The following is a 23,941-nucleotide window of genomic DNA, read 5'->3' as shown; positions in this document are numbered from 1 at the left end:
GCTCTGCGCGACGCGTGACCACCGGCGACGCTGAGAAGACAGCGGCTAGGAGCGGCGGTCGATGACGACGGCGCCGCCCTGCACCACGACCTCGGGTCGGCCGTCCGCGAGCGCGGCGACGTCCTCGAGCGGGTCGCGGTCGAGGATCACGAGGTCGCCGTGCGCGCCAGGGGCGATGACGCCCAGCTCGCCCTCGCGCTGCAGCAGCCGCGCGGCCGTCGTTGTCGCGCTGCGGATGGTGTCGAGCGTCGGGACGACGTCGGCGCGCACCGCGAACTCCTGCGCCTGGTGCCGCTGCATGCCGCCCAGCAGGTCGCTGCCGTAGCAGAGGTTGACGCCGCCGCGGTGGGCCTTCTCGAGCGCCTCCATGCCGCCCGTGAGCACCGCGTCGACCTTCTCCCAGTTCTCCTGCGAGAGCCCGAACTCGCGGCCCTCCTCCTTGAGCGAGTGGTAGGTCACCAGGTTCATCGTGAGGAACGCGTCGTGCTCGAGCAGCAGCTCGATCGACTCGTCGTCGAGCAGGTTGCCGTGCTCGATGCCGCGGACGCCCGCCCGGAGCGCTCGGTTGATGGAGCGGCCGGTGTACGCGTGCGCCGTCACGTAGCGGTTGGCCGCCTCGGCCTCCTCCACGACCGCCGCGATCTCCTCGAGCGAGTACTGGGTCGAGTCGATGCGGTCGGTCGGCGATGCGACGCCGCCACCGGCCATGATCTTCACGTGGTGGGCGCCCTTCCGCAGCTCGTCGCGCGCGGCGTGCCGCACGGCATCCACGCCGTCGGCGATGCGGCCGATGTGCGAGCACGTGTAGTCGCCCTGCACGTGCGACTCCCCTCGCTCGCGCGGGTCCGCGTGCCCACCCGTCTGCGACAGCGCCTTGCCGCCGAAGAAGAGGCGGGGCCCGCGCAGCAGGCCCTCCCGCTGCGCGTCGTGCAAGCCGAAGTCGGCGCCCGCGACGTCGCGCACGGTCGTGAAGCCGCGGTCGAGCATGTCACCCATGAGCCGCGACGCCTGCATCGCGACGTAGTTGGGCGACTCGGCGCCGAGGCTCCCGAGCGCCGCGGTGTGCGCCGTCACGTGCACGTGGCAGTCGATGAGGCCCGGCAGCACGAAGCGGCCCCCGGCGTCCACCTCCCGCACGTCGCCGCGCGCCGGTCGCTCGTCGACGTCGACGAAGCGGCCGTCGCGGATCGTGAGGTCGCCCTCGCGGTACGTGCCTGCGGCGACGTCGAGCCAGGTGGCGTCGCGGACGATGAGGTCGGCGGTCATGCGGGTGCTCCTTCGCTGTCGGTGGTGACGGGTTCCGGCGGCGCCAGCTCGTCGATGATCCGCTCCGCGAGCGCGACGCGCTCCGGCGTGTAGGTGCCCTCGGCGCCGCACAGGTTGACGGTCCCCCAGTTGGACCCGTCCGCTCGCCGCAGCGGCACGTTCAGGATCGAGCCGACGCCGAGCGAGGCGATCAGCCCGTGGTCGGCGAAGATCGTCTCGAGCTCGGCCGGCGTCGCCGCCAGGAACGTCGAGGCGGAGTCGCGCGAGATGGCGATCCACGCCGGACTCACCTCCGTGGCGACGTCCTTCCACCCGCCGACGGGGTACTCCGCCGGGTGCGACGAGTAGATGCGCTCCATCCGGGTGCCGCCGCGCGTGAACGCGAGCACGGTGAAGAGGATGACGCCCACCTCGTGCTCGATGCGACGGTGCAGCTCGGACCAGCCGATCGCGGGGTCGGTCATGAGCGCTTCGCCTCCTTCGCGGCCTGGCGGATGGCGACCGCGCCGGTGATGTCCTCGAGCGATCGGCCGGCGGTGCGCTCGGCGAACAGCAGCGTGCAGACCACGCCGACCGCCAGCACGGCGGTCGTGAGCCCGAAGACGCCGATGAAGCCCCACTGCGCGGCGAACGTGCCGATGATGAGCGGCGCCGAGATCGAGCCGATGCGGCCGAACGACGAGCTCATGCCGACGCCCGTGGCGCGCAGCCAGGTCGGGAACACCTCGGGCGTGTAGGCGTAGACGCCCGCGTAGGTGCCGTTGAGGAAGAACGACAGCATGATGCCCGCGATCGTGACGAGCACCGGGTCCTCCGCCTGGCTCATGAAGAACGCGGAGCCCGCGGAGCCGACGAGGTAGAGGGCGATCGTGAACTTGCGGTCGAGCTTCTCGTTGAGCCACGCGGCGCTGAAGTAGCCGGGGATCTGTGCGAGGTAGATGTAGAGCGAGTAGGTGAAGCTCGTCGTGACGTCGATGCCCTTGTCGACGAGCAGCGTCGGGATCCAGGTGAAGAACCCGTAGTACGAGAAGGTGATGACGAACCAGATGAGCCACGTCGTCGCGGTCACCCGCCACATGGCCCGGCTCCACAGGTAGCGCACGGCCTTCGCGAACCCGAACTTCGTCGGCGCCTCCTCCTCGGCGGCGTTCGGGTCGACGGGTGGCAGCTCGGCGCCGGTCGCGCGGCGCACGCGATCCTCGAAGGTCGCGACCACCCGCTCCGCCTCGTCGTGCTTGCCCTCGCTCACGAGGAATCGCGGCGACTCCGGCAGCGCCCGCCGCCACCACAGCAGCATGACGATCGGGATGAACGTGATGACCTGCGCCCACCGCCAGCCCTCGTCGATCTCCGGCACCACGAAGCGGCCGATGAGCGCGGCGGCCACGAAGCCGAACGAGAAGAAGCCGGCGAGCGCGCCGATGAACCACCCGCGCCGGTGCTTCGGCACGAACTCCGCGAGGAAGGGCGCGATGATCGCGCTCTCGGCCCCCGCGCCGGCTCCGGCGATGATGCGGAAGGTGAGGAAGCTCTCGAAGCTCCACGACACGGCGGCCGCCAGCGATGCGACCGCGTAGAGCGCGAGCGCCCACATCATGACCTTCTTGCGGCCGATCTTGTCGCCGAGGTAACCGGCGAGCAGCGCCCCGAACAGGAAGCCGAAGGGCGAGGCGGAGCCGACCATGCCGAGCTGCGTCGCCTCGAGCGAGAAGACCTCGCGGACGCTCGGCATGAGGAAGGCGACGATCGCGCTGTCCATGCCGTCGAAGGTGTAGCCCAGACCGCCGATGAGGAGCAGGGCGAAGTGTGGTCGACTCATCGGCAGGCGGTCGAGTCTGGCGCTCAGGGACACGAGGACTCCTTCGTCGGCGCACTGGCGGTCCAGCGCAAGTGGTGCAACAGTAATTGCAGAGTCGCGCAACATGCAAGAGCCTTTGCAAGCATGGCCCTCGACCGCGTCCGACAGAATCGAGCCTCATGGAGACCCAGCCGGCCTCGGCGCCGCACCACGACCGCGACGACCGCGAGCCGCTGACCCCGGATGCCTGGCTCCGGTCACGGCTGCCGCAGGCGAAGATCGGCGCGTCGGCGCAGAAGGTCGTCAACTACCTGCTCGTGAACGTCGGCGAGGCGGGCTTCGCGAAGGCCGCGGATGTGGCGGACGCCGTGGGCGTGAGCGTCTCGAGCATCACGCGGCTCGCCCAGCAGCTCGGCTTCGAGGGATGGCCGCACCTGCAGCACGAGCTGCGCGCGCGGTACCTCGCGCAGCTCACGATGGCCGACGTCGCCGAGATCCACAGCGTGACCGATCCGCCGTTCCAGGGCTCGCTGCGGCGCGACGCCGTCTCGCTCGCCGAGACCATCGCCTCGCTCGACGACCGCACCATCGCACGGGTCGCAGAGCTCCTGCACGGGGCCACGCGCATCCACGTCACCGCGATGGGCAGCTTCGCCGCGGTCGGGCTCGCCCTGAGCCACAACCTGCTGATCGCCGGCTACCCGACCCAGGCGCTGCTCGACCGGGACGCGCTGCTCACGAACACCGTCGCGACGCTCGGGCCCGGCGACGTGCTCGTCGTCTGCAGCTACTGGCGCCACTACCGCACGGTCGTCGGCGCCGCGGTGGCGGCGCACGACCGCGGCGCGCGGATCGTCGCGATCGCCGACTACCTGCCGTCGCAGCTCGCGGAGGTCGTCGACGAGGCGGTGCTCATCCCCGCCGAGGGCTCCTCGTTCTTCGCCTCGCTCACCGTGCCGATGGCGGTGCAGCAGGGCATCATGGCGACGCTCGCGCGCCTCGATCCCGAGCGCACCCGCCGCCAGATCAGCGAGACGGAGCGGCTCTGGGCGGAGGTCGGCCTGCTCATCGACCCCCGCTCCGACTGACGGGATCGGGCCGCCGCAGCGAGCGCGACCACGAGGGAACGGCGACGACTGCGCTGCTGCGGGACGGGCGTCCGAGCCGCGTGGCGACGCTCACTCGCGTGGGACCGCTGCCGTCATCTGCTCGGAGGCCGCCCACAGCTCCGCCGCGAGCACCGGATCCTCGGCCCGCCTCGATCGGCCGATGAGCTGGGCGCCGCCGCGCATGTGCAGCATGCGCTCGGGCCCGACGAAGGCGCCGCCGGGCACATCGCCGGTTGCGGCGAGCAGGGACGGCAGCGCCCCCTCGTCGGCCGACTGGCCGAGGACCGGGACGAGCCGGTCCCAGAGGTTCGGGCGCTGCCCGGCGGGCCGGTCGTAGATCGCGGTCCTGACGAGTCCCGGATGCGCCGCGAGTGCGCGCACGGAGGACCCCGACGCGCGCAGTCGCCGGTCCAGCTCGGCGGTGAAGAGCAGGTTGGCGAGCTTCGAGTCGGCGTAGGCCTGGCCACCTCGGTACGGGCGTCTGCGCCAGTCGAGGTCGGCGAGATCGAGCCGGCCCATGCGCTCAGCCTGCGAGGCCACAGACACGACCCGGTCGGTGATCTGGCGCAGCAGCAGCGTCGTCAGCAGGAAGTGCCCCAGGTGATTCGTCCCGAACTGGAGCTCGTGCCCATCCGCGGTCCGCTGCAGGTCCTTCGACTCGACTCCGGCGTTGTTGATGAGCACCGCGACCGGCTCATCGATGCCGCTCACGAACGCCTCCACCGACTCCAGCCGAGCGAGGTCGAGCGTGCGCACGCGGTGGGTGCCCGGGATGCCGGGGAGCGACGAGGCGACGACACGCCCCTTCTCGGCGTCGCGGACCGCGAGGACGATGCGCGCCCCCGACGTGGCGAGCGCGACCGCCGTCGCCCGGCCGATGCCGCTCGAGCTGCCGGTGATGATGACGGTCGCGTCGGCCAGAGCGTGGCCGGAGCCGGAGATGTTCATGAGGCCGAATGTAGACACTGTCTACACGCGTGTCAACCGTCTACCCTGAGCGCATGGCTCAGCAGGCGCGTTCCTACCACCATGGGTCGCTCCGAGAGGAGCTCGTCCGGGAAGGTCGTGCGCTCCTCGAGGAGCAGGGACCGCAGGCAGTCACCGTGCGGGAGCTCGCCCGACGCGTCGGCGTCAGTCACGGTGCCCCCTTGCGCCACTTCGCGGATCGAGACGCGCTCCTCGACGCGATCGCCGCGAGCGGCTTCGACGAGCTGCGGGCGCAGCTTGAGGCCGCTCGAGGCCCCGAGGACTTCGAAGCGCGCTTCACCGCCTACGTCCGCGGCCACGTGCGGTTCGCGCAGCGCCACGCTGCCCTGATGCGACTCATGTTCGCGTCCGCAGGCGGCGAGCGACCCGAGCGTGGCCCGTCGGCGCAGTCCTCGGCGGAGCGGTTCTTCGCGCTGGGATCGGAGCTCCTCGGCAAGCAGGACCCAGAGGCGCTCGGCCCGCTGCCGTTCTTGCTCGCGGCGACGACGGAGGGCATCAGCGCGATGGCGTGCGCCGGCCGGCTGCCTCCGCACCGGGTGGACGAAGTCGTCGACGCGGCGGTGCGGATGCTCATGCCGCTGGCCCTGCAACAGCTCGGCGAGGCTCTCGACCCAGTGACGGAGCGAGGCGCCTGACTCGAGCCTCCGCGCGAGGTCAGGCCAGCGCTCTCAACGTCGCCAGTGGTCGGACGAGGCGCTCTGCGCGTCGCGCGACCACTGGCGACGTTGAGCGATCACTCCCAGTCGGTGTCGTCGACGATGCTGTCGGTGCCCTCGGGGAGCACGGTGTCGTCCACGCCGTTGTCGTCGCTGTCGATGCCCGACTGCGTGCCGCCGTGCTCATCGGGGATGTCGGCGGGGTCGTCGCCCTCGTGCTCCTCGTCGTGCGCCTCGGCGCCCTCGGGCGCGTCGTCGTCGTCGATCTCGTCGAGCTCGTCGGTCGCGAGCACGCGATCGTCGTCCGCGGGGTCGCCCATCGACTCGTCGAAGTCCTCGCCGGCGGCCATGCGATCCGCCCACTGATCGGGGTCGGCGACGTCGCCGTCGTCCACCGGGGTCGTCGAGACGGCGCCGAGCGCGCCCTCGTCGTCGTCGACCTGGTCGGTGTCGATCGCGCTCGCCTGGCGCACCGCGTCGGTGCCCTCGGGGGCGATCCCCGCGCCGCCGTCGCCGGCTGCGCCTGCCGCGGTCGCCTGCGTGCTGTCCTCGTCTCGAAGCTGCTGATCCGTCATGCCGCGAGCGTATCCAGGGCCGCTGGGAGTGTGCCAGGAACGACCGCTCCGCGCTGGCGCGTCAGCGGTTGCGGCTCGGGCGCAGCTCCTTGGGGAGCGAGAAGATGAGGTCCTCCTCGGCCGTCCGCACCTCGGTGATGTCGCGGTAGCCGGCGTCCTCGAGCTCGGCGAGCACCTCGCGCACGAGGCCCTCTGGCACGCTCGCGCCGCTCGAGACGCCGATCGAGCGCACGCCCTCGAGCCACTCCTGCTGGATCTCGGTCGAGTAGTCGACCCGGTAGGCGGCCTTCGCGCCGTACTCGAGGGCGACCTCGACGAGTCGCACCGAGTTCGAGGAGTTCGCGCTGCCGACGATGATCACGAGGTCGGCGTCGGGCGCGACCTTCTTGATCGCGACCTGCCGGTTCTGCGTGGCGTAGCAGATGTCGTCGCTGGGCGGGTCCTGCAGGTTGGGGAACCGGGCGCGCAGCCGGCGCACGGTCTCCATCGTCTCGTCGACCGAGAGCGTCGTCTGGCTGAGCCAGACGAGCCGGTCGGGGTCCTGCACCTGCACGGTGTCGGCCTCGTCGGGGCTGTTGACGATCGTGACGTGGTCGGGCGCCTCGCCCGCCGTGCCCTCGACCTCCTCGTGGCCCTCGTGGCCGATGAGCAGGATCTCGAAGTCGTCGCGCGCGAACCGGACGGCCTCGCGGTGCACCTTCGTCACGAGCGGGCACGTCGCGTCGATCGCGTCGAGGCCGCGGTCGGCGGCCGCCTGCACGACGGCGGGGCTCACCCCGTGGGCGCTGAAGATGACGCGCGCACCCTCGGGCACCGCATCCACCTCGTCGACGAAGATCGCGCCCTGCGACTCGAGCGTCGAGACGACGTGCTTGTTGTGCACGATCTCCTTGCGCACGTAGATGGGGCCCTCGTACTGCTCGATGGCCTTCTCGACCGCGAGCACCGCGCGGTCGACGCCCGCGCAGTAGCCGCGCGGCGTCGCGAGCAGGATGTGCTTGCCGCCGTCGACGGGGCGGTCCTGGAGCCGACCCCGGCGGAGCGCGGGACGCGGGGCGTCGAGCGGGACTCGTCCGTTCGTGATCGTCACCTGCCCAGTCTACGTTGGACTGACGATGAGGCGCCCGTGCGTGGCGCCGCGGAGGACGGGAGCTGCATGGCCGAGCGGATCACCGGCACGCCTGACGAGCCGTGGAGCGTCGAGCGCCTCGGCGGCGAGCTGAAGTCCTACATCGGCCGGCTCGGCTACCTGTGGGTCGAGGGCGAGATCACGCAGTGGTCGGCGTCGCGCGGCAACGTCTTCGGCAAGCTCAAGGACGTCTCCAGCGACTCGACGGTGTCGTTCAACGTCTGGAGCTCGACGCTGTCGCGCATCGAGGGAGAGTTCCGCCAGGGCGACCGGGCCGTGCTGCTCGTGAAGCCCGACTACTGGCCGCGCGCAGGCACGCTCTCGATGGTGACGGCGCAGATCCGCCACGTCGGGCTCGGCGACCTGCTCGCGCGGCTCGAGGCGCTCCGCCGGTCGCTCGCGGCCGAGGGCCTGTTCGACGCCGCGCGCAAGCGGCCGCTCCCCTTCCTGCCCGGCACCGTCGGCCTCATCACCGGCCGCGACTCCGACGCCGAGAAGGATGTGCTGCGCAACGCGCAGCTGCGCTGGCCTGGCGTGCGCTTCCGGGTCGAGCACGCCGCGGTCCAGGGCGACCAGACGGTGCCCACGGTGCTCGCGGCGCTCGAGCGCCTCGAGGCCGACCCCGAGGTCGAGGTGATCGTGATCGCGCGCGGCGGCGGCGACTTCCAGAACCTGCTCGGCTTCAGCGACGAGCGCCTGCTGCGCGCCGTCGCGGCCGCCACGACGCCGATCGTCTCGGCGATCGGGCACGAGGCGGACCGGCCGCTGCTCGACGACGTCGCCGACCTGCGCGCCTCCACCCCGACGGATGCGGCGAAGCGGATCGTGCCGGACGTCGCCGAGGAGCTCTCGCGCATCGCGCAGGCGCGGGCGCAGCTGCGGGCCCGCGTGACGCAGCACGTCGCCCGCGAGGCCGAGCGGCTCGAGGCGCTCCGCACCCGGCCGGCGCTCGCGCGGCCGGAGTCGATGATCGACGCGCGCGCCGACGACCTCGCGCGGCTCACCGCGCGCGCCGACGAGCTCGCGGGCCGCGTCGTCGAGCTCGGCGGCCAGCGGCTCGACCACCTGCGGCAGACGCTGCGGGCGCTCAGCCCGCAGTCCACGCTCGACCGGGGCTACGCGGTGGTGCAGACCGCCGCGGGCTCGGTCGCGCGCGACGCCGCATCCGTCGCCGCGGGCGACCAGCTGCTCGTCACGCTCGCGAGCGGCACGCTCGACGCCGAGGTGCGCGCCGCGCATCCCGAGCGCTGACACGGCGATGCCCCGGTCGCTCGAGGCGACCGGGGCATCGTCATGCGGGCTCAGCGCTGCGCGTAGCGCTTCCGCACGAAGTACAGGCCGACGAGCGACAGCACGGCGATCGCCATGTAGTACAGGCTCGGCGCGTTGAGCGAGCCGGTCGCCTGCAGCAGCCAGGTGAGCACGAGCGGCGCGATGCCGCCGAGCAGCGTGACGCCGACGTTGTACGTCACCGACAGGCCCGAGCCGCGGATGTCGGCGGGGAACATCGACGACAGCAGGCCCGGCAGCGGCGCGAAGTAGAACGCCATGATGACGCCGAGCAGCGCGATCGCGACGACGAGCGCCACGACGCTGCGCAGGCTCACGATCAGCTGGAAGATCGGCCACGCGAGCACGAGCGCGGCGACCGCGGCGTAGGTCATGATGCGTGCCGGCCCGAAGCGGTCGGCGAGGTGCCCGACGTACGGCGACAGGAACACGGTGATGGTGCCGGCGACGACGCCCCCGAGGTAGGCGGCGGCCGGCGGGATGTCGAGGTTCGTCACCGCGAACGTCGGCATGTACAGGATCATGTAGACCGAGATCGTCGCGACGCCGATGACGGCCGAGCCGGCCAGCAGGCGGCCCCAGTGCTCGCGGAAGAGCGTGCCGAGCGGCGACTTGCGGCGCTCGGTCGTGCCGAGCTCGTCCGGCTCCGACAGCCGCGCGCGGATGTAGAGGCCGACCGGGCCGATGAGCAGGCCGACGAAGAACGGCACGCGCCAGCCCCACGCGTACAGGTCCTCCTCCGAGAGCCAGGTGTTGAGCGCGAAGCCGAAGCCCGACGCGAGCAGCATCGACGCGCCCTGCGCCGCGATCTGCCACGACGCGTAGAACATCTTCTTGTGCGGTGCCGTCTCGATGAGGAACGTCGTGGCGGTGCCGAACTCGCCGCCGGCCGAGAAGCCCTGGATGAGCCGCGACAGCAGGATGATGACGCCGCCCCAGACGCCGACCATCGCGTAGGTCGGCGCGATCGCCATCAGCAGCGTCCCGACCATCATCAGCAGCAGCGTGATCGTGAGCGCGTTCTTGCGCCCCTTCCGGTCGGCGTAGCTGCCGAGGATCATGCCGCCGAGCGGGCGGATCAGGTAGGTCGTCGCGAAGGTCGCGAACGTCAGGATGAGCCCGTAGGCGCCCGCTTCCGGGAAGAAGTTCGCCGTGATGACGACCGCGAACGAGGCGTAGACGATGATGTCGAACCACTCGAGGGCTGCGCCGATCGAGCTCGAGATCACCGCCTTCTTGGCTGCGGCGAGCCGCTCGGGCGTCACCTCGGTCGTGGGTGTTGCAGTGGTCATGCTGACTCCTCGTCAGAGCCGGAGAGGCCCGTGATCAACCGGTCGATGAACGCCTCGCACTGCGCGATCTGCGCGAGGTCGATGAACTCGTCGGGGGCGTGCGCCTGGGCGATGTCGCCCGGGCCGCACACGACGGTGGGGATGCCCGCCTGCGCGAACAGGCCGGCCTCCGTGCCGTAGGTGACCTTCGTGTCGCTCGGCTCGGCGCCCCACGCCGCGGCGAGCGCGACGATCTCGGCGTCGGCGGGCGTGTCGACGCCGGGCGCCGCCGCGGTGACGGTGAGCTCGACGCTCGCACCGGGGTGCTGCTCGCGCATCGCGGCCTCGATCCGCCGGCACTCCGCGCGGAAGCGCTCGGTGAGCGCGTCGTGGTCGACGGTGGTGAGCGCGCGGTACTCGAAGAGCACCGTGCACTCCGCGGGGATGGTGTTGACGGCGATGCCGCCCTCGATGCGGTTCACGCTCACGGTCGTGAAGGGCACGACGTAGGCCTCGTCGAAGGGCCCATCCGCGCGCATCTCGTCGGCGACGCCCTGCACGAAGCGCACGAGCTCGGCGGCGTAGGCGATCGCGTTCACGCCCTGCGGCGTGAGGGACGAGTGCGCCGCGAGACCGCGCACGTCCACGCGGAACACGTTCATCGACTTGTGGCCGCGCACGACGCGCATGCTCGTGGGCTCCCCCACGACGCAGCCGCGGGGCTGCAGGTCGCGACGGACGATCTCGTCGACGAGGTCGACGGCGCCGACGCAGCCGACCTCCTCGTCGTACGAGAGGGCGAGGTGGATGGGCTCGGCGAGCGTCGCCTGCGCGAGCGCCGGCAACTTGGCGACGACGACGCCGAGGAACGACTTCATGTCGGCGCTGCCACGCGCGTACAGCCGGCCGTCGCGGATCTCGGGGGCGAACGGCTCGCTGCTCCACACCTGGCCGTCGACGGGGACGACGTCGGTGTGGGCCGACAGCACGACGCCGCCGGTGACCGTGCCGTCGGCCGCCGGGAAGGTCGCGAGCAGGTTGGCCTTCCGCCCGTCGGGGCTCGGCACGAGCACCGGCTCGACGCCGACCGCGGCGAGGCGCTCCGTCACGTGGTCGATGAGCTCGAGGTTCGACTCGCGGCTGGTGGTGTCGAAGCGGATCAGCTGCTCGATCTCAGCCATGGTGGCGTCGGCGGGTGCGATGGGCACGGCAGATCCTCACGGTCGTCGGGATGTCTGATCTCGATTTTCGCACGCGCGCCGTACCCCGATGCGCACGAGCACGCCACGGCGTGCGCGAGCGCTGCGCGGTAGGCTGGAGCCGTGACCAATCCCGACCCCGCAGCGCCCGTCGCCGAGCTCGGCTACGAGGCCGCGCGCGACGAGCTCGTGCGGGTCGTGCACGCGCTCGAGTCCGGTGGCGCGTCGCTCGAGGAGTCGCTCGCGCTCTGGGAGCGCGGCAACGCGCTCGCCGATCGCTGCGAGGAGTGGCTGCAGGGCGCGAAGGCCCGCCTCGACGCCGCGCGCGCCTCCGGGCCCGCCGCGACGGCGCAGGAGGCCGGCCAGGCATGAGCCGCGAGCGCCGCATCGTCGCCGAGCTCGGTCGCCCGGAGACGCCCGAGGAGATGGCCGCGCGCAAGGCGGCAGCGTCGAAGCGCCACCGCGACAACCAGACGTTCGGCAACCTGATCGCCGCCATCGTCGTCTGCCTCGCGGTCGTGCTCGTCATGGTGCTCGTGGTCGTCCGGCCGGGCCTCCCCGAGCGGGAGCCGTTCGACGTGCCGGCCGCCGCCGCGGCGGCGCAGGGCGTCGTCGACGCCCCGCTCGTCGTGCCCGCGCTCCCCGAGGGCTGGTCCGCGAACCTCGCCGAGCTCCGCACCGGTGCCGACGGCATCACCACCTGGTACGCCGGCTACGTCACCCCCGACGAGCAGTTCCTCTCGTTCACGCAGGCGGTCGACGCCAACCCGACCTGGCTCGTGACCGCGACCGAGGACGCCCCGCCGACCGGCGAGCGCGAGATCTCCGGCATCACGTGGACGGAGCACGACCAGCGCGCCGCCGAGGATCCCGGCAACCTCGCCTACGTGCTCACCACCGAGCGCGGCGCATCCACCGTCGTCGTCGCGGGCACCGCGGGCGACGCCGAGCTGCAGACCTTCGCCGAGGCAGTGAGCGCGCAGCTCGCGGCCGGCGAGTGACCCACCACCACCACGCACGACCCGGAGGCACGACGACGTGAACGCGCAGGACCAGTACCGCATCGAGCACGACACGATGGGCGAGGTGCGCGTCCCGAAGGACGCGCTGTACGCCGCGCAGACGCAGCGCGCCGTCGAGAACTTCCCGATCTCGGGCTCGGGCCTCGAGCCCGCGCAGATCGTCGCGCTCGCCCGCATCAAGCGCGCGGCGGCGATCGCCAACCGCGAGCTCGGCATCCTCGAGGCCGACGTCGCCGACGCGATCGTCGCCGCGGCCGACGAGATCATCGGCGGCGCGCACCACGACCAGTTCCCGGTCGACACCTACCAGACGGGGTCCGGCACCTCGTCGAACATGAACATGAACGAGGTGCTCGCGACCCTCGCCACGCGCCACCGCGCCGCTGCCGGTGGTGACAGCGCGGTGCACCCGAACGACCACGTCAACGCGTCGCAGTCGTCGAACGACGTCTTCCCGACCTCGGTGCACATCGCGGTCACCGGTGCGCTCATCGAGCAGGCGATCCCCGCCCTCGAGCACCTCGCCGAGGCGCTCGAGGAGAAGGCGACGCTCTGGGCGGACGCCGTGAAGCCGGGCCGCACGCACCTCATGGACGCGACGCCCGTCACGCTCGGCCAGGAGTTCGGCGGCTACGCCGCGCAGGTGCGCTACGGCATCGAGCGCATCCAGGCCGCGCTCCCCCGCGTCGCCGAGGTGCCGCAGGGCGGCACGGCCGTCGGCACGGGCATCAACACGCCGCTCGGCTTCCCCGAGCGCGTGATCGCCGAGATCGCCGCCTCGTCGGGGCTCCCGATCACCGAGGCGCGCAACCACTTCGAGGCGCAGGCCAACCGCGACGGCCTCGTCGAGGCATCCGGCGCGCTGCGCACGATCGCCGTGTCGCTCACGAAGATCAACAACGACCTGCGGTGGATGGGCTCGGGCCCGAACACGGGGCTCGGCGAGCTGCGCATCCCCGACCTGCAGCCGGGCTCGTCGATCATGCCCGGCAAGGTCAACCCGGTCGTGCCGGAGGCCGTGCTCATGGTGTGCGCGCGCATCATCGGCAACGACGCGACCGTCGCGTGGGCCGGCGCCTCTGGCTCGTTCGAGCTCAACGTGCAGATCCCGGTGATGGGCACGGCGTTGCTCGAGTCGATCCGGCTGCTCTCGAACGCGTCCCGCGTGCTCGCCGACAAGACCGTCGCCGGCCTCGAGGCCGACGTCGAGCGCGCGGCCGCGCTCGCCGGCATGAGCCCGTCGATCGTCACCCCGCTCAACCGCCTGATCGGCTACGAGGCCGCCGCGAAGATCGCGAAGCACTCGGTCAAGCAGGGCATCACCGTGCGCGAGGCGGTCATCGACCTCGGCTACGTCGAGCGCGGCGAGCTGTCGGAGGCCGACATGGACAAGGCGCTCGACCTGCTGTCGATGACGCACCCGGGCGTCGCGAAGTAGCGCGCTCGACGCGAGGGGCATCCGCTGCGGCGGGTGCCCCTCGCTCGTGCGCGGGGGCGCTCGCACGACGCAAGCCCTGCTGGGCGCTGAAGACGCGGATCGGCGGGGCTGGTCGCGACAGCAGCGCGATGCGGGCGGAGGGCTTGCGCTGTGCGGGAGGCTCCCCGGCCCGGCTCGTAGGCTGGGCGGATGCGCTACCCCGAGGTGAGACGAGACGACACCGTTGAGACCGTGCACGGGGAGGCGATCGCCGACCCGTACCGCTGGCTCGAGGACGGCGAGAGCGCCGAGACGCGCGCCTTCATCGAGGCGCAGAACGCGTTCGCCGAGCCGGTGCTCGCGCAGCTGCCCGCCCGCGACGCGTTCCGCGAGCGGGTGTCGGCGCTGCTCACCGCGCCGACCCGCGGCTGCCCGTGGGTGCGCGGCGGCCGCGCGTTCGCGTGGCACAGCGACGGCCAGAACCAGCCGGTGCTCGTCACCGCCGAGTCGGTCGACGAGCTCGACGACCCGGCCGCCGCGCGCGTGCTGCTCGACCCGAACGGCCTGTCCGACGACGGCACGGTCGCCGTCACGATGGCGTCGGTCAACCCCGAGGGCACCCTGCTCGCCTACGGCGCGGCCGACGGCGGCTCCGACTGGCGCACCATCCGCGTCCGCGACGTCGCGACGGGTAAGGACCTCCCCGACGAGATCCGGTGGACGAAGTGGAACGGCGCCGTCTGGCTGCCGGGCGGCCGCGCGTTCAGCTACTGGGCCTACGACGCGCCCGCCGGCGACGCGCTGACCGACGAGATGGGCGCCGGCCGCCTGCTGCGGCACGACGTCGGCACGGACCCCGCCGAGGATGCGGTGCTCTTCACTCGGCCGGATGCACCGCGCATGTTCGCGCGCCACTGGCCGCGCGACGACGACTGGTTCGTGCTCTCGACCGACACCGGCTCGTCGAGCGGCAACGACCTGGCCGTGCGGCGCCACGGCGACGACGCGCTCCGGCAGCTGGTCGAGGGGCACGAGCACGAGTGGAACGCGATCGGCATCCACGACGGCTCCCTGTTCGTCGTGACGGACGAGGGCGCGGCGCGCTACCGGCTCGCCGCGTTCGACCTCGCGTCCGGCCGCGAGTCGACCGTCGTGCCCGAGCACGCCGAGGACGTGCTGCTCGACGCGTCGCTCACCGCGACGGGCCTCGTGCTGGAGTACTCGCACGACGCGAGCCACCGCATGCAGCTCGCCACCTTCGCCGGGGACCTCGGCGACGACGTGCCACTCGGCGACGGCGTCTCCATCACCGGCTCCGATGCGAGCCAGGACTCCGGCGTCGTGCTCGCGACCACCGAGAGCTTCGTCGACCGCGGCACCCGGCACGTCGTCGAGGTCGACGGCGCACGGCTCGTCGCCCACCGCATTCTGCCGACGCCCGGTGCCGCGGCGCCCGCCGCGACCACCGAGCGCATCCGCGCGACGTCGACGGACGGCGCGACCGTGCCCGCGTTCCTCGTGCGCCCCGCCGACGACGACGGCAGCGCGCCGCGGCCGACCCTCATCTGGGGCTACGGCGGCTTCAACATCCCGATGAATCCCGGCTTCCGGGCGGTGCTCGCGGCGTGGGTCGCGGCCGGCGGCGTGCTCGTCGTGCCGAACCTGCGCGGCGGCGGCGAGTTCGGCACCGACTGGCACAAGGGCGGCACGAAGGAGCGCAAGCAGCAGGTCTTCGACGACCTGTTCGCGATCGCCGAGCACCTCGTCGCGACCGGTGTCACGACGCACGCGCAGCTCGCGCTCCACGGCCGCTCGAACGGCGGGCTGCTCGCGGGCGCCGCGCTCACGCAGCGGCCGGAGCTGTGGGCCGCCGTGCTGCCCGGCGTCGGCGTGCTCGACATGCTGCGGTACCACCGCTTCACGATCGGCTGGGCGTGGGCGAGCGACTACGGCGACCCCGACGAGGCGGAGGCGCACGCGTACCTCCGTGCCTACTCGCCCCTGCACAACGTGCGCGAGGTCGCGCATCCGCCTACCCTCATCACCACCGGCGACCACGACGACCGCGTCGTGCCCGCGCACTCCTTCAAGTTCGCGGCCGAGCTGCAGCGCGCGCAGGCGGCGGCCAGGGCCGCCGGGCTCGACGCGGACGCGCCCGTGCTGCTCAGCGTCGACACGCGCGCCGGGCACGGGATGGGCAAGCCGAAGGATGCCGCCGCGCTCGAGTTCGCCGACCAGCTGGCGTTCGCGGCGCACCACACGGGCCTCGACGGCGGGCTGCGCGAGGGGCAGGCGCCGTGAGCGTCGAGTGGGAGACCGCGGCCTGGAGCGCGGCGGTCGCCGACCTCTGGGACCGCGTCGACAGCACGCCCCCCGACGAGGCGATCGCCGCGATGCGGTCCCTCGCGGCCGCGTACCCGGGTGCCGACGGGCGGGCGGCGTTCGAGCTCGCGGGGATGCTCGACTCGCTGGGCCGCGAGCACGACGCAGAGCGCGAGTACGAGCGGGCGCTCGCGCTCGGCCTCGACGCGGAGCGGCACGCGCAGCTCGCGGTGCAGTACGGCTCGACGCTGCGCAACACCGGCCGCCTCGACGAGTCGATCGCGGTGCTCGCGGCGGCACCGGAGCATCCGTCGACCGGGGCGTCGCCGCGCGTGTTCCTCGCCCTCGCGCTGCACAGCGCCGGCCGCCACGACGAGGCGCTGCGGGTCGTCATCGAGGCGCTCGAGCCGACGCTCCCCCGCTACAACCGCTCGGTGCGCGCCTACGCCGAGGCCCTCACCGAGCCCGAGCGGCCCGCCACGCGCTGATCGGTCGCTCGTGGCTGCTGGGAGCGGTTCCGAGCAGCCAGAGGCGACCGATGGCGGTCATCGCCGGGCCGGAGCGGCCAATCGAGGCTCCTGCCAGGCAAGCGTGGGCCGATCGGGTCAGCAGCAGCGGCCCTCGGGGTTCGCGTCCTGGCGGCGGTACTCGTCGCGCCAGAACGCGCGCTCCGTCATCGGCTCGCGGTCGGGGTGCATCCGCCGCTCGTGGTCGACGTAGGCCTGGTACTTCGACTCGCCCGTCACGCCCTTCGCCCACCAGATGAGCGCGCGCCACGCGCGCGCGAGGAGCGCACCGGCGGCTGCCGGGCGCCCCTCGCTCGCGGATGCGGTCATCTCAGTGGCCGGTCCGGCGGCGCTGCTGCTCGGCCGGCAGCGCGTCCCACTGCTGCTGGATCTCGCGCTCCTCGGGGGTCGGCAGGAAGCCGGCCGGGGCGAAGATCGCCGACTCGGTGCGCTCGTCCTCGTGGTCGACGACCTCGGTGGAGCGGAACGCCTTGATGACGTTCGCGACCGAGAAGCAGATCACCACGATCGTGAGCACCACGAAGATGATCGAGAGCGTGCCCTGGATCATCGTGTTGCGCACGACCGACTCGAGCGCGGCGACGCCCTCGGTCGTGCCGACCGACGTCTCCCCCGCCGCGAGCGCGTCGCGGAAGCGGAAGTGGTTGGCCCAGTAGCCGACGGCGGGCACCGGCGAGAACACCTTGAACGCGGAAGCGGTGACGGTGACGACCGTCACGAACGCGAGCGGCACGGCCACGATCCACAGCGAGCGGAAGGTGCGGCGCTTCGCCACGATCGCGAGCACGACCGCGAGCGCGATCGCGGCGAGCAGCTGGTTGGCGATGCCGAACAGCGGGAACAGCGTGTTGATGCCGCCCAGCGGGTCGGTGACGCCCATGATCAGCACCGCGCCCCACGCGGCGACCATGATCGCCGTGCAGATCCAGGCGCCGAGCGTCCAGGACGTGTCCTTGAACTTCGGGAAGACGTTGCCGAGCGAGTCCTGCAGCATGAAGCGCGCGACACGGGTGCCGGCGTCCACCGCGGTGAGGATGAACAGCGCCTCGAACATGATCGCGAAGTGGTACCAGAACGCCATCATGGACGGCCCGCCGATCCAGCTCTGCATGATGTTCGCGAGGCCGAGGGCGAGCGTCGGCGCACCGCCGGTGCGCGACACGATCGACTCCTCGCCGACCGCGGCTGCGGTGGCCGAGAGCTGCTCGGGCGTGACGCTCACACCGGTGAGGCCGAGCGACTGCACGAAGGCGGCAGCGCCCTCGATCGTGCCCTGCGTGTTCGCGGCCGACGAGTTCATCGCGTAGTAGATGCCCTGGTCGATCGAGATCGCGGCGACGAGCGCCATGATCGCGACGAACGACTCCATGAGCATGCCGCCGTAGCCGAGGAGGCGCGTCTGCTTCTCCTTCTCGACCATCTTCGGCGTCGTGCCCGAGGCGATGAGCGCGTGGAAGCCCGAGAGGGCGCCGCACGCGATCGTCACGAAGAGGAACGGGAAGAGCGAACCCGGCCACACCGGTCCGCTGTCACCCGCGGCGAACTCCGTGAACGCGGGCACCGAGATCTCGGGGCGGACGAAGATGATCGCGAGCGCGAGCGCGACGATCACGCCGATCTTCATGAACGTCGAGAGGTAGTCGCGCGGGGTGAGCAGGATCCAGACCGGCAGCACCGCGGCGAGGAAGCCGTAGATGACGATGCCCCACGCGATCGTGACGCGGTCGAGCGTGAAGAGCTCCTGGCCCCAGGCGGTCTCGGCGACCATGCCGCCGCCGATGATCGCGGCCATGAGCAGCACGAAGCCGATGATCGAGATCTCGAGCACCTTGCCCGGGCGGATCCAGCGCAGGTAGACGCCCATGAAGAGGGCGATCGGGATGGTCATGGCGACCGAGAAGACGCCCCACGGGCTCTCGCCGAGCGCGTTGACGACGACGAGCGCGAGGATCGCCGTGATGATCACCATGATGAGGAGCGTCGCGAGGATCGCGGCGGCGCCGCCGACCCGGCCGAACTCGTCGCGCGCCATCTGGCCGAGCGAGCGGCCGCCGCGGCGCATCGAGAAGAACATCACGAGGTAGTCCTGCACCGCGCCCGCGAGCACGACGCCGACGATGATCCAGATCGTGCCGGGCAGGTAGCCCATCTGCGCGGCGAGCACCGGGCCGACGAGCGGGCCGGCGCCGGCGATGGCGGCGAAGTGGTGGCCGAAGAGCACGCGGCGGTCGGTGGCGACGTAGTCGCGGCCGTTGGCCTTGTACTCGGCGGGCGTCGCACGCGTGTCGTCGGGGCGCACGATCTTCCGCTCGATGTACTTCGAGTAGAAGCGGTAGAAGATCAGGTAGGTCGAGACGGACGCGAACACGAACCAGATCGCGTTCACGGTCTCGCCGCGGACGACGGCGAGCATCACCCAGGCGATGCCGCCGAGCAGCGCGATGGCCGCCCACAGTGCGATCTTGAGCGGCGTCCACCGCTTGGATGTGGTCTCCTCGGCCGCCGTGGGAGGCAGCGCGGGCTTCGATGTGGCGACGTCGGCCATCGGTGGATCCTTCTCTGCGCGGGGGATGTGCGGGTCGTACCCAGGGAAAGCCTAGCCCGGACATAGCGGCGGGGACCCCTCCTCGCCGCCGCGCGATCGGCCCGTTCGCGTCGCGCGCCGCTCAGCCCTGCGGGTCGTGCCCCCAGTTCATGAGCGAGTACCGCCACGGCGTCTCGGTCACGTCGCCGTCGGGCCGCTGCTTCGCGTGCCGCGCGACGTAGCCGACGACCTTCCGCATGTGGGCGTAGTCGTCATCGGTGAGGTCGGCCTGCTTCGTGCGGAGGATGGCCACGATCCGTCTCCCGGAGGCGTGGCCCGCCGACTCGTCCCCCTCGTGCTCCTTCTGCCCGACGGCGCGCGACTCGTCCGTCTCGAGCCACCGCTCGATCTCGGACGCCGTCATCGTCACGGCCTCGTGGAAGTCGTCCCGGATGCGGTTGCGGTCGTCGTCGCTCAGCTCGTCGCTCATGCGCACCGATCCTGCCCCATCCGCGGGGGACGCGCGAGCGCTCAGCGGCGCAGCACGAGCCGTGAAAGAGCGTTCCCGACGGCCTGCACGACCTGCGTGATGACGATGATGATGACGAGCGCGCTCCACGTGACGACGGGTTCGAACTGCCGGAAGCCGTAGGAGAGCGCGTAGTCGCCGAGCCCGTCGCCGCCGACGATGCCCGCGACGGCGGACATGTCGATGAGCGCGACGATCGCGAAGGTGAAGCCGAGGATGAGCGGACCGAATGCTTCAGGCAGGATCACCGTGCGGATGATCCGCCACGGACCCGCACCCATCGCACGCGCAGCCTCGATGACGCCCGGCTCCACCGAGACCAGGTTCTGCTCGACGATGCGCGCGATGCCGAACGTGGCCGCGATCGAGATCGAGAAGACGATCATCTCGTTGCCGATGCCCGTGCCGATCACGAGCCTGGCGATGGGCTGCATGGCGGCGAGGAAGATGATGAACGGGATCGGCCGGAACGTGTTGACCAGCACGTTGAGGACCCAGAAGACGATCGGCTGCTGCAGCACGCCGCCCTTCCGGGTCACGTAGAGCGCGGTGCCGACGATGAGGCCGGCGGTGCCGCCGAACAGCAGTGAGAGTGCGACGAGCCACAGGGTGACCCCCGTCTGCTCCAGCAGCGCGGGGAGCAGCCCGGACACCTGCGCGATGAGCTCGCTCATGCGAGCACCTCCTGGACGTGGACGCCCCCGCCGAGACCGGAGAGCGCGGTCTCGACGGCATCGGCCTCGCCTCGCACCGCGATGGTCAGCAGTCCGTAGACGCGGCCCTGGATGTCGTCGACGCCGCCGTGCACGAGCTGGAAGTCGACGCCCGCACGCGCGAGCGCGGCGAACACCCGCGCGTCGGATGCGCCGGTGTCGGTGAACGAGATGGTGAAGAGCCGGCCCTCGTGCCGAGCCCGCAGCGCTTGCAGGGCAGCGCCGTCGGGCAGCGCACGCACGACCGTCTTCACGAAGCGCTTCGCAGTGTCCGTCTGCGGGCGGGTGAACACGTCGTAGGTGTCGCCACTCTCGACGACGCGGCCGCGGTCCATCACGGCGACCTTTGCGGCGATGCGGGCGATCACGTCCATCTCGTGCGTGATGACGACGATCGTGACGCCGAGCTCGCGGTTGACGCGCGCGAGCAGGTCCAGCACCTCGTCGGTGGTCTCCGGGTCGAGCGCGCTGGTGGCCTCGTCGGCGAGCAGGATGGAAGGCGATGCCGCCAGCGCGCGTGCGATCCCGACGCGCTGCTGCTGGCCGCCGGAGAGCTGCTCGGGGTATGCGTCGGCCTTCTCCTCGAGTCCGACGAAGCGCAGCAGCTCGTCGACCCGGGCCGCGCGCTCGGCCCGCGGCATGCCGACCACCTCGAGCGGATACGCGACGTTGCCGCGGATCGAGCGCGAGCGCAGCAGGTTGAACCGCTGGAAGATCATGCCGATGCCTTGGCGCACGCGGCGCAGCTCACCGGCCGGCAGCGCTGTGATGTCGACGCCGTCGATCTCGATCGAGCCGGCAGTGACCGGCTCCAGCCCGTTGATGAGGCGCACCAGCGTGGACTTGCCGGCGCCGGAGTAGCCGATGACGCCATGCACCTCGCCGCGCTCGATCGAGACGGAGACCCCGTCGACGGCGGCGACCGGCGTGCCGCCACGCCTGGAGGGCGGGTACGACTTGCTGACGTCGGTGAGCTGGATGTGTGGCATGGCGCTCTCTGGCTCGTGGCGATCGGGGGTCGTGCGGCGCGGGCGCCCGGCGGTTCGCCGTCGCCCGCGCCGGTGGTCAGCCCTGCGCCTGGAGCGACTCCTCGACCTCGACGAGCGAGGCCTGCAGATCGGCGGCGGGGGTGGTCGCGAACACGGCGGTGCCGCCTGCGACCTCCTGCAGGCCGTCCAGCACCTCCTGGTTCGACTGGAAGATCTCGACGAGCTGCAGCAGCACCTCGTCGTCTGCGTCGTCTGCGCGCGCCGCGAAGATGTTGACGTAGGGCAGGGCCGCCTCGTCGCTCGGGTCGTCGGCGACGAGCGCGTCCTGCGACGACAGCCCGGCCGGGCCGAGGAAGTCGTTGTTCACGATCGCGGCAGCGACATCGGGCAGCGAGTTGACGGTCAGTGCAGCATCGACCGCCTCCACCTCGACCCGCGACTCGGGCAGCACGTCCTCGAGCGTCGACGCCGGGCTGCCGCCCTCCGCGAGCGCGATGAGGCCGGCCGACTGCAGCACGAGCAGGCCGCGCGCCTGGTTGACGGTGTCGTTCGGGACCACGACGGTCTCGCCGTCGGGGATGTCGTCGACGGACTCGTACTTGTCCGAGTAGAGGCCCAGCGGGTAGATCGCGGTCGCCCCGATCGGCTGCAGGTCTTCGCCCGACGAGACGTTGTAGTCGCCGAGGTACTGGACGTGCTGGAACTGGTTGACGTCGAGCTCGCCCTCGCTGAGGGCGGGGTTCGGCTGCGTGTACTCGGTGAAGTCGACGATCTCGAGCTGGATGCCCTCGGCCTCGACCGCCGCTTCGTACACGGCCCAATAGGGGTCCGAGGCGCCCACGACGCCGAGCTGCACAGGGTTCTCGGCGGAGCCGAGCTCAGCGCTCTCGGAGCTGGCGGCGCTGCTGCAGCCGACGAGGGCGACGGCGAGGCCGACGGTGCCGGCGATGGCGAGCGGACGGGCGGTGCGGATGCGCATGGTGGCTCCTTCTTGGGGGATGCACCGACGGTACGTATCTGACAGCCATCGCTACCAATCCGCGCGTCACGAACCGTCACAGAGCGGGCGGCATCCGTGCTCACCCTGCGCCGCTGGCGCCCGCCGCGGCCGCGATCGCGTTGCCGAGCAGGAGCGCCGGCCCCAACGGCACGGTGCGCCGACCCGCCACGAGCGCCGCAGCGCCCGCGACGCCGCCGAGCACGACCGATGCGGCGAGGCCGGTGAGCGGCGCGGCCCATCCGAGCGTCGCGGTCGCGAGTGCGAGCGCGAGGCCGAGCTTGACGTCGCCCATGCCCATGCCGCCCGCGACCGCCATCGCGAGCAGCACGAGCCCGCAGGCGAGCGCCGCGAGCGACGCGAGGTCGCCCTGGGCGACGCGCACGGTGGCGGCAGCGGCACCGAGCAGCAGCAGCGGCACGGTCAGCGCGTTCGGCAGCCGCCGCTCGGCGACGTCGATCCGGGCGAGCGCCGGCGCAACGCTCGCCGCGACCGCGAGCGGCACGATCGCGACGGCATCCCAGCCGCCGAGCGCGAGCAGCGACGCGGCGCTCACCGCTGCCGGGGCGCCTAGCAGGTCGACCGCTCGCGCGCGATGCCGCGAGCGCAGCCGCACCGCCTCCGCCGACGTCGTCGTCACCCGGGCGACGCTAGTCCGGCCCTCCCCTGCGCCGCCGCCGCTCTCCACAGCGCCCGGTCGATAGCTGCGAAGCCGAGCCGGTTTCATAACACTGCTATCTTTCTGCTCCGCCGTCGCTGAGGATGGGGGACAGCGCGACGCAGCGTGCGGCGCCCGGTGTGAGGAGACCCCATGAAGGGCACGATCGTGATCAGCGCCGGCGCCGCACTCGCGCTCGTCGCGCTCGGCGGTGCACCCGCGCTCGCGGCCGGCGACGACTCGACGGTCTCGGTGCTGCACATGATCCCCGGCATCACGGTCGACGCGTACATCGACGGCGAGGAGGCGATCACCGACTTCGAGCCGGGTGAGCTGACCGACCCGATCCAGCTGGCGCCGGGCGTCTACGACGTGCAGCTCTACTACGACGGCGAGACGCCCGACACGGCCGAGCCCGCCGTCGAGGCGCTCGGCGTCGAGGTGCCAGCGGGGCAGAACCTCACCATCACCGGCAACCTGACCGCGGACGACCAGCCGACGCTCTCGGTGTTCTCGAACAGCACCGAGCCGGTCGCCGCCGGGCAGGCGAGGCTGACCGTCCGCCACCTCGCCGCCGCACCCGCCGTCGACGTGCGCGCCGACGGCGCGGTGATCGCCGGGAGCCTGACGAATCCGGACGAGGCGCTGCTCGAGGTGCCGGCCGGAGCCGTCTCCGTCGACGTGGTGCTCGCCGGCACCGATGACGTCGTGATCGGACCGGTGGACGTCGAGCTGGCAGAGGGCGCGAACACGATCGTGACGGCGTGGGGCAACGCGCGGCAGGAGAGCCTCCAGCTCGCGGTGCAGGTGGTCGATGCGCACACGCCGCCGAGCGGCGTGCCGTCGGGCCTCGGCGGCGCCGGAGCGCAGGGCGCGCTGGGCGTCATGCTCGCCGTCGCCGGTGCGCTGGGGCTCGCCGCCGTCAGCGCTCGCGCCTCGCGCGTGCGTGCAGCGCGCCCGTGA

24 protein-coding genes and 1 pseudogene are annotated in these 23,941 nt (G+C 72.0%); 10 read left to right on the top strand and 15 right to left on the bottom strand.

The window, feature by feature from the left end:
- Positions 1 to 45 precede the first annotated feature (45 nt).
- The 3 genes from EDD26_RS08580 to EDD26_RS08570 are packed head-to-tail and all read right to left on the bottom strand — an operon-like array spanning position 46 to position 3,085.
- Positions 46 to 1,266 (bottom strand): metal-dependent hydrolase family protein, encoded by a 1,221-nt coding sequence (locus tag EDD26_RS08580; RefSeq protein ID WP_123697336.1) that lies wholly within the window; start codon positions 1,264 to 1,266, stop codon positions 46 to 48.
- Positions 1,263 to 1,730: a GAF domain-containing protein gene (locus tag EDD26_RS08575; protein ID WP_123697335.1), complete on the bottom strand. Its 468-nt coding sequence runs from the start codon at positions 1,728 to 1,730 to the stop codon at positions 1,263 to 1,265. Before EDD26_RS08575 ends, EDD26_RS08580 begins: the two co-directional genes overlap by 4 nt.
- A complete protein-coding gene (locus tag EDD26_RS08570; protein ID WP_245989818.1) occupies positions 1,727 to 3,085 on the bottom strand; it encodes an MFS transporter in 1,359 nt (452 codons plus the stop codon). Before EDD26_RS08570 ends, EDD26_RS08575 begins: the two co-directional genes overlap by 4 nt.
- Positions 3,086 to 3,243: 158 nt before the next feature.
- On the opposite strand from EDD26_RS08570, the gene EDD26_RS08565 reads away from it, so the two are divergent.
- Positions 3,244 to 4,152: a MurR/RpiR family transcriptional regulator gene (locus EDD26_RS08565; RefSeq protein ID WP_123697333.1), complete on the top strand. Its 909-nt coding sequence runs from the start codon at positions 3,244 to 3,246 to the stop codon at positions 4,150 to 4,152.
- 90 nt (positions 4,153 to 4,242) lie between these two features.
- Here EDD26_RS08565 and EDD26_RS08560 read toward each other — a convergent pair whose 3' ends face one another.
- The gene (locus tag EDD26_RS08560) at positions 4,243 to 5,121 is read right to left on the bottom strand and encodes an SDR family NAD(P)-dependent oxidoreductase (protein ID WP_123697332.1); all 879 of its coding nucleotides are present in this window, start codon (positions 5,119 to 5,121) and stop codon (positions 4,243 to 4,245) included.
- Positions 5,122 to 5,174: 53 nt separating this feature from the next.
- On the opposite strand from EDD26_RS08560, the pseudogene EDD26_RS15045 reads away from it, so the two are divergent.
- Both EDD26_RS15045 and EDD26_RS14945 read left to right on the top strand, forming a co-directional pair.
- Positions 5,175 to 5,303, top strand: a pseudogene (locus tag EDD26_RS15045) (TetR family transcriptional regulator); the annotation flags it as partial.
- A gap of 156 nt (positions 5,304 to 5,459) precedes the next feature.
- A complete protein-coding gene (locus tag EDD26_RS14945; protein WP_245989816.1) occupies positions 5,460 to 5,795 on the top strand; it encodes a hypothetical protein in 336 nt (111 codons plus the stop codon).
- A 98-nt stretch (positions 5,796 to 5,893) separates the two neighbouring features.
- Here EDD26_RS14945 and EDD26_RS08550 read toward each other — a convergent pair whose 3' ends face one another.
- Together EDD26_RS08550 and EDD26_RS08545 are read right to left on the bottom strand one after the other, a co-directional pair.
- Positions 5,894 to 6,391: a hypothetical protein gene (locus tag EDD26_RS08550; protein WP_123697330.1), complete on the bottom strand. Its 498-nt coding sequence runs from the start codon at positions 6,389 to 6,391 to the stop codon at positions 5,894 to 5,896.
- Positions 6,392 to 6,452: 61 nt separating this feature from the next.
- The gene (locus EDD26_RS08545) at positions 6,453 to 7,475 is read right to left on the bottom strand and encodes a 4-hydroxy-3-methylbut-2-enyl diphosphate reductase (RefSeq protein ID WP_123698504.1); all 1,023 of its coding nucleotides are present in this window, start codon (positions 7,473 to 7,475) and stop codon (positions 6,453 to 6,455) included.
- 72 nt (positions 7,476 to 7,547) lie between these two features.
- Between EDD26_RS08545 and xseA the strand changes: the two genes are divergently transcribed.
- Entirely contained in the window at positions 7,548 to 8,771 is a 1,224-nt protein-coding gene (gene xseA, locus EDD26_RS08540) for an exodeoxyribonuclease VII large subunit (protein ID WP_123697329.1), read from the top strand.
- Positions 8,772 to 8,821: 50 nt separating this feature from the next.
- Here xseA and EDD26_RS08535 read toward each other — a convergent pair whose 3' ends face one another.
- A complete protein-coding gene (locus EDD26_RS08535; RefSeq protein ID WP_123697328.1) occupies positions 8,822 to 10,102 on the bottom strand; it encodes an MFS transporter in 1,281 nt (426 codons plus the stop codon).
- A complete protein-coding gene (gene argE, locus EDD26_RS08530) occupies positions 10,099 to 11,289 on the bottom strand; it encodes an acetylornithine deacetylase (protein WP_245989815.1) in 1,191 nt (396 codons plus the stop codon). Before argE ends, EDD26_RS08535 begins: the two co-directional genes overlap by 4 nt.
- Before the next feature lie 114 nt (positions 11,290 to 11,403).
- On the opposite strand from argE, the gene EDD26_RS08525 reads away from it, so the two are divergent.
- From EDD26_RS08525 to EDD26_RS08505, 5 genes are all read left to right on the top strand, one after another.
- Positions 11,404 to 11,652 (top strand): exodeoxyribonuclease VII small subunit, encoded by a 249-nt coding sequence (locus tag EDD26_RS08525; protein ID WP_123697327.1) that lies wholly within the window; start codon positions 11,404 to 11,406, stop codon positions 11,650 to 11,652.
- Positions 11,649 to 12,281 carry a DUF4245 domain-containing protein gene (locus tag EDD26_RS08520; protein ID WP_123697326.1) on the top strand — a complete coding sequence of 211 codons (633 nt, stop codon included), beginning with the start codon at positions 11,649 to 11,651 and terminating at the stop codon, positions 12,279 to 12,281. The genes EDD26_RS08525 and EDD26_RS08520 overlap by 4 nt, the downstream gene beginning before the upstream one ends.
- A 37-nt stretch (positions 12,282 to 12,318) precedes the next feature.
- Entirely contained in the window at positions 12,319 to 13,740 is a 1,422-nt protein-coding gene (locus EDD26_RS08515; RefSeq protein WP_170165590.1) for a class II fumarate hydratase, read from the top strand.
- Between the two features lie 189 nt (positions 13,741 to 13,929).
- Positions 13,930 to 16,020, top strand: coding sequence for a prolyl oligopeptidase family serine peptidase (locus tag EDD26_RS08510; RefSeq protein WP_123697325.1), 2,091 nt, complete (start codon positions 13,930 to 13,932; stop codon positions 16,018 to 16,020).
- Positions 16,017 to 16,529, top strand: coding sequence for a tetratricopeptide repeat protein (locus tag EDD26_RS08505; protein WP_245989814.1), 513 nt, complete (start codon positions 16,017 to 16,019; stop codon positions 16,527 to 16,529). Before EDD26_RS08510 ends, EDD26_RS08505 begins: the two co-directional genes overlap by 4 nt.
- 117 nt (positions 16,530 to 16,646) lie before the next feature.
- Here the strand turns inward: EDD26_RS08505 and EDD26_RS08500 are convergent, their stop codons facing one another.
- From EDD26_RS08500 to EDD26_RS08470, 7 genes are all read right to left on the bottom strand, one after another.
- Entirely contained in the window at positions 16,647 to 16,877 is a 231-nt protein-coding gene (locus EDD26_RS08500) for a YbdD/YjiX family protein (protein ID WP_123697324.1), read from the bottom strand.
- A 1-nt stretch (position 16,878) separates the two neighbouring features.
- Positions 16,879 to 19,113, bottom strand: a complete 2,235-nt coding sequence (locus tag EDD26_RS08495; protein WP_123697323.1) for a carbon starvation CstA family protein — start codon at positions 19,111 to 19,113, stop codon at positions 16,879 to 16,881.
- 121 nt (positions 19,114 to 19,234) lie between these two features.
- Positions 19,235 to 19,582 carry a DUF3140 domain-containing protein gene (locus EDD26_RS08490; RefSeq protein WP_123697322.1) on the bottom strand — a complete coding sequence of 116 codons (348 nt, stop codon included), beginning with the start codon at positions 19,580 to 19,582 and terminating at the stop codon, positions 19,235 to 19,237.
- 41 nt (positions 19,583 to 19,623) lie between these two features.
- Entirely contained in the window at positions 19,624 to 20,295 is a 672-nt protein-coding gene (locus EDD26_RS08485) for a methionine ABC transporter permease (protein ID WP_123697321.1), read from the bottom strand.
- Positions 20,292 to 21,323, bottom strand: coding sequence for a methionine ABC transporter ATP-binding protein (locus EDD26_RS08480; RefSeq protein WP_123697320.1), 1,032 nt, complete (start codon positions 21,321 to 21,323; stop codon positions 20,292 to 20,294). Before EDD26_RS08480 ends, EDD26_RS08485 begins: the two co-directional genes overlap by 4 nt.
- 76 nt (positions 21,324 to 21,399) lie before the next feature.
- Positions 21,400 to 22,302 carry a MetQ/NlpA family ABC transporter substrate-binding protein gene (locus EDD26_RS08475; protein WP_123697319.1) on the bottom strand — a complete coding sequence of 301 codons (903 nt, stop codon included), beginning with the start codon at positions 22,300 to 22,302 and terminating at the stop codon, positions 21,400 to 21,402.
- A gap of 100 nt (positions 22,303 to 22,402) precedes the next feature.
- Positions 22,403 to 22,960: a prepilin peptidase gene (locus EDD26_RS08470; protein WP_170165589.1), complete on the bottom strand. Its 558-nt coding sequence runs from the start codon at positions 22,958 to 22,960 to the stop codon at positions 22,403 to 22,405.
- Between the two features lie 171 nt (positions 22,961 to 23,131).
- On the opposite strand from EDD26_RS08470, the gene EDD26_RS08465 reads away from it, so the two are divergent.
- Positions 23,132 to 23,941 (top strand): DUF4397 domain-containing protein, encoded by an 810-nt coding sequence (locus tag EDD26_RS08465; protein ID WP_123697317.1) that lies wholly within the window; start codon positions 23,132 to 23,134, stop codon positions 23,939 to 23,941.

It is taken from the genome of Agrococcus jenensis, from assembly GCF_003752465.1.
Taxonomy (GTDB): domain Bacteria; phylum Actinomycetota; class Actinomycetes; order Actinomycetales; family Microbacteriaceae; genus Agrococcus; species Agrococcus jenensis.
This window is presented reverse-complemented; position numbering and strand designations above follow the sequence as displayed.

Coding starts and splice junctions, on each gene's coding strand:
- EDD26_RS08565 (WP_123697333.1), top strand. CDS start 3,244: ATGGAGACCCAGCCGGCCTCGGCGCCGCACCACGACCGCGACGACCGC.
- EDD26_RS08465 (WP_123697317.1), top strand. CDS start 23,132: ATGAAGGGCACGATCGTGATCAGCGCCGGCGCCGCACTCGCGCTCGTC.
- EDD26_RS08550 (WP_123697330.1), bottom strand. CDS start 6,391: ATGACGGATCAGCAGCTTCGAGACGAGGACAGCACGCAGGCGACCGCG.
- EDD26_RS08500 (WP_123697324.1), bottom strand. CDS start 16,877: ATGACCGCATCCGCGAGCGAGGGGCGCCCGGCAGCCGCCGGTGCGCTC.
- EDD26_RS08480 (WP_123697320.1), bottom strand. CDS start 21,323: ATGCCACACATCCAGCTCACCGACGTCAGCAAGTCGTACCCGCCCTCC.
- EDD26_RS08475 (WP_123697319.1), bottom strand. CDS start 22,302: ATGCGCATCCGCACCGCCCGTCCGCTCGCCATCGCCGGCACCGTCGGC.
- EDD26_RS08485 (WP_123697321.1), bottom strand. CDS start 20,295: ATGAGCGAGCTCATCGCGCAGGTGTCCGGGCTGCTCCCCGCGCTGCTG.
- EDD26_RS08535 (WP_123697328.1), bottom strand. CDS start 10,102: ATGACCACTGCAACACCCACGACCGAGGTGACGCCCGAGCGGCTCGCC.
- EDD26_RS08510 (WP_123697325.1), top strand. CDS start 13,930: ATGCGCTACCCCGAGGTGAGACGAGACGACACCGTTGAGACCGTGCAC.
- xseA (WP_123697329.1), top strand. CDS start 7,548: ATGGCCGAGCGGATCACCGGCACGCCTGACGAGCCGTGGAGCGTCGAG.
- EDD26_RS08560 (WP_123697332.1), bottom strand. CDS start 5,121: ATGAACATCTCCGGCTCCGGCCACGCTCTGGCCGACGCGACCGTCATC.
- EDD26_RS08495 (WP_123697323.1), bottom strand. CDS start 19,113: ATGGCCGACGTCGCCACATCGAAGCCCGCGCTGCCTCCCACGGCGGCC.
- EDD26_RS08520 (WP_123697326.1), top strand. CDS start 11,649: ATGAGCCGCGAGCGCCGCATCGTCGCCGAGCTCGGTCGCCCGGAGACG.
- EDD26_RS08570 (WP_245989818.1), bottom strand. CDS start 3,085: ATGAGTCGACCACACTTCGCCCTGCTCCTCATCGGCGGTCTGGGCTAC.
- EDD26_RS08580 (WP_123697336.1), bottom strand. CDS start 1,266: ATGACCGCCGACCTCATCGTCCGCGACGCCACCTGGCTCGACGTCGCC.
- EDD26_RS08575 (WP_123697335.1), bottom strand. CDS start 1,730: ATGACCGACCCCGCGATCGGCTGGTCCGAGCTGCACCGTCGCATCGAG.
- EDD26_RS08490 (WP_123697322.1), bottom strand. CDS start 19,582: ATGAGCGACGAGCTGAGCGACGACGACCGCAACCGCATCCGGGACGAC.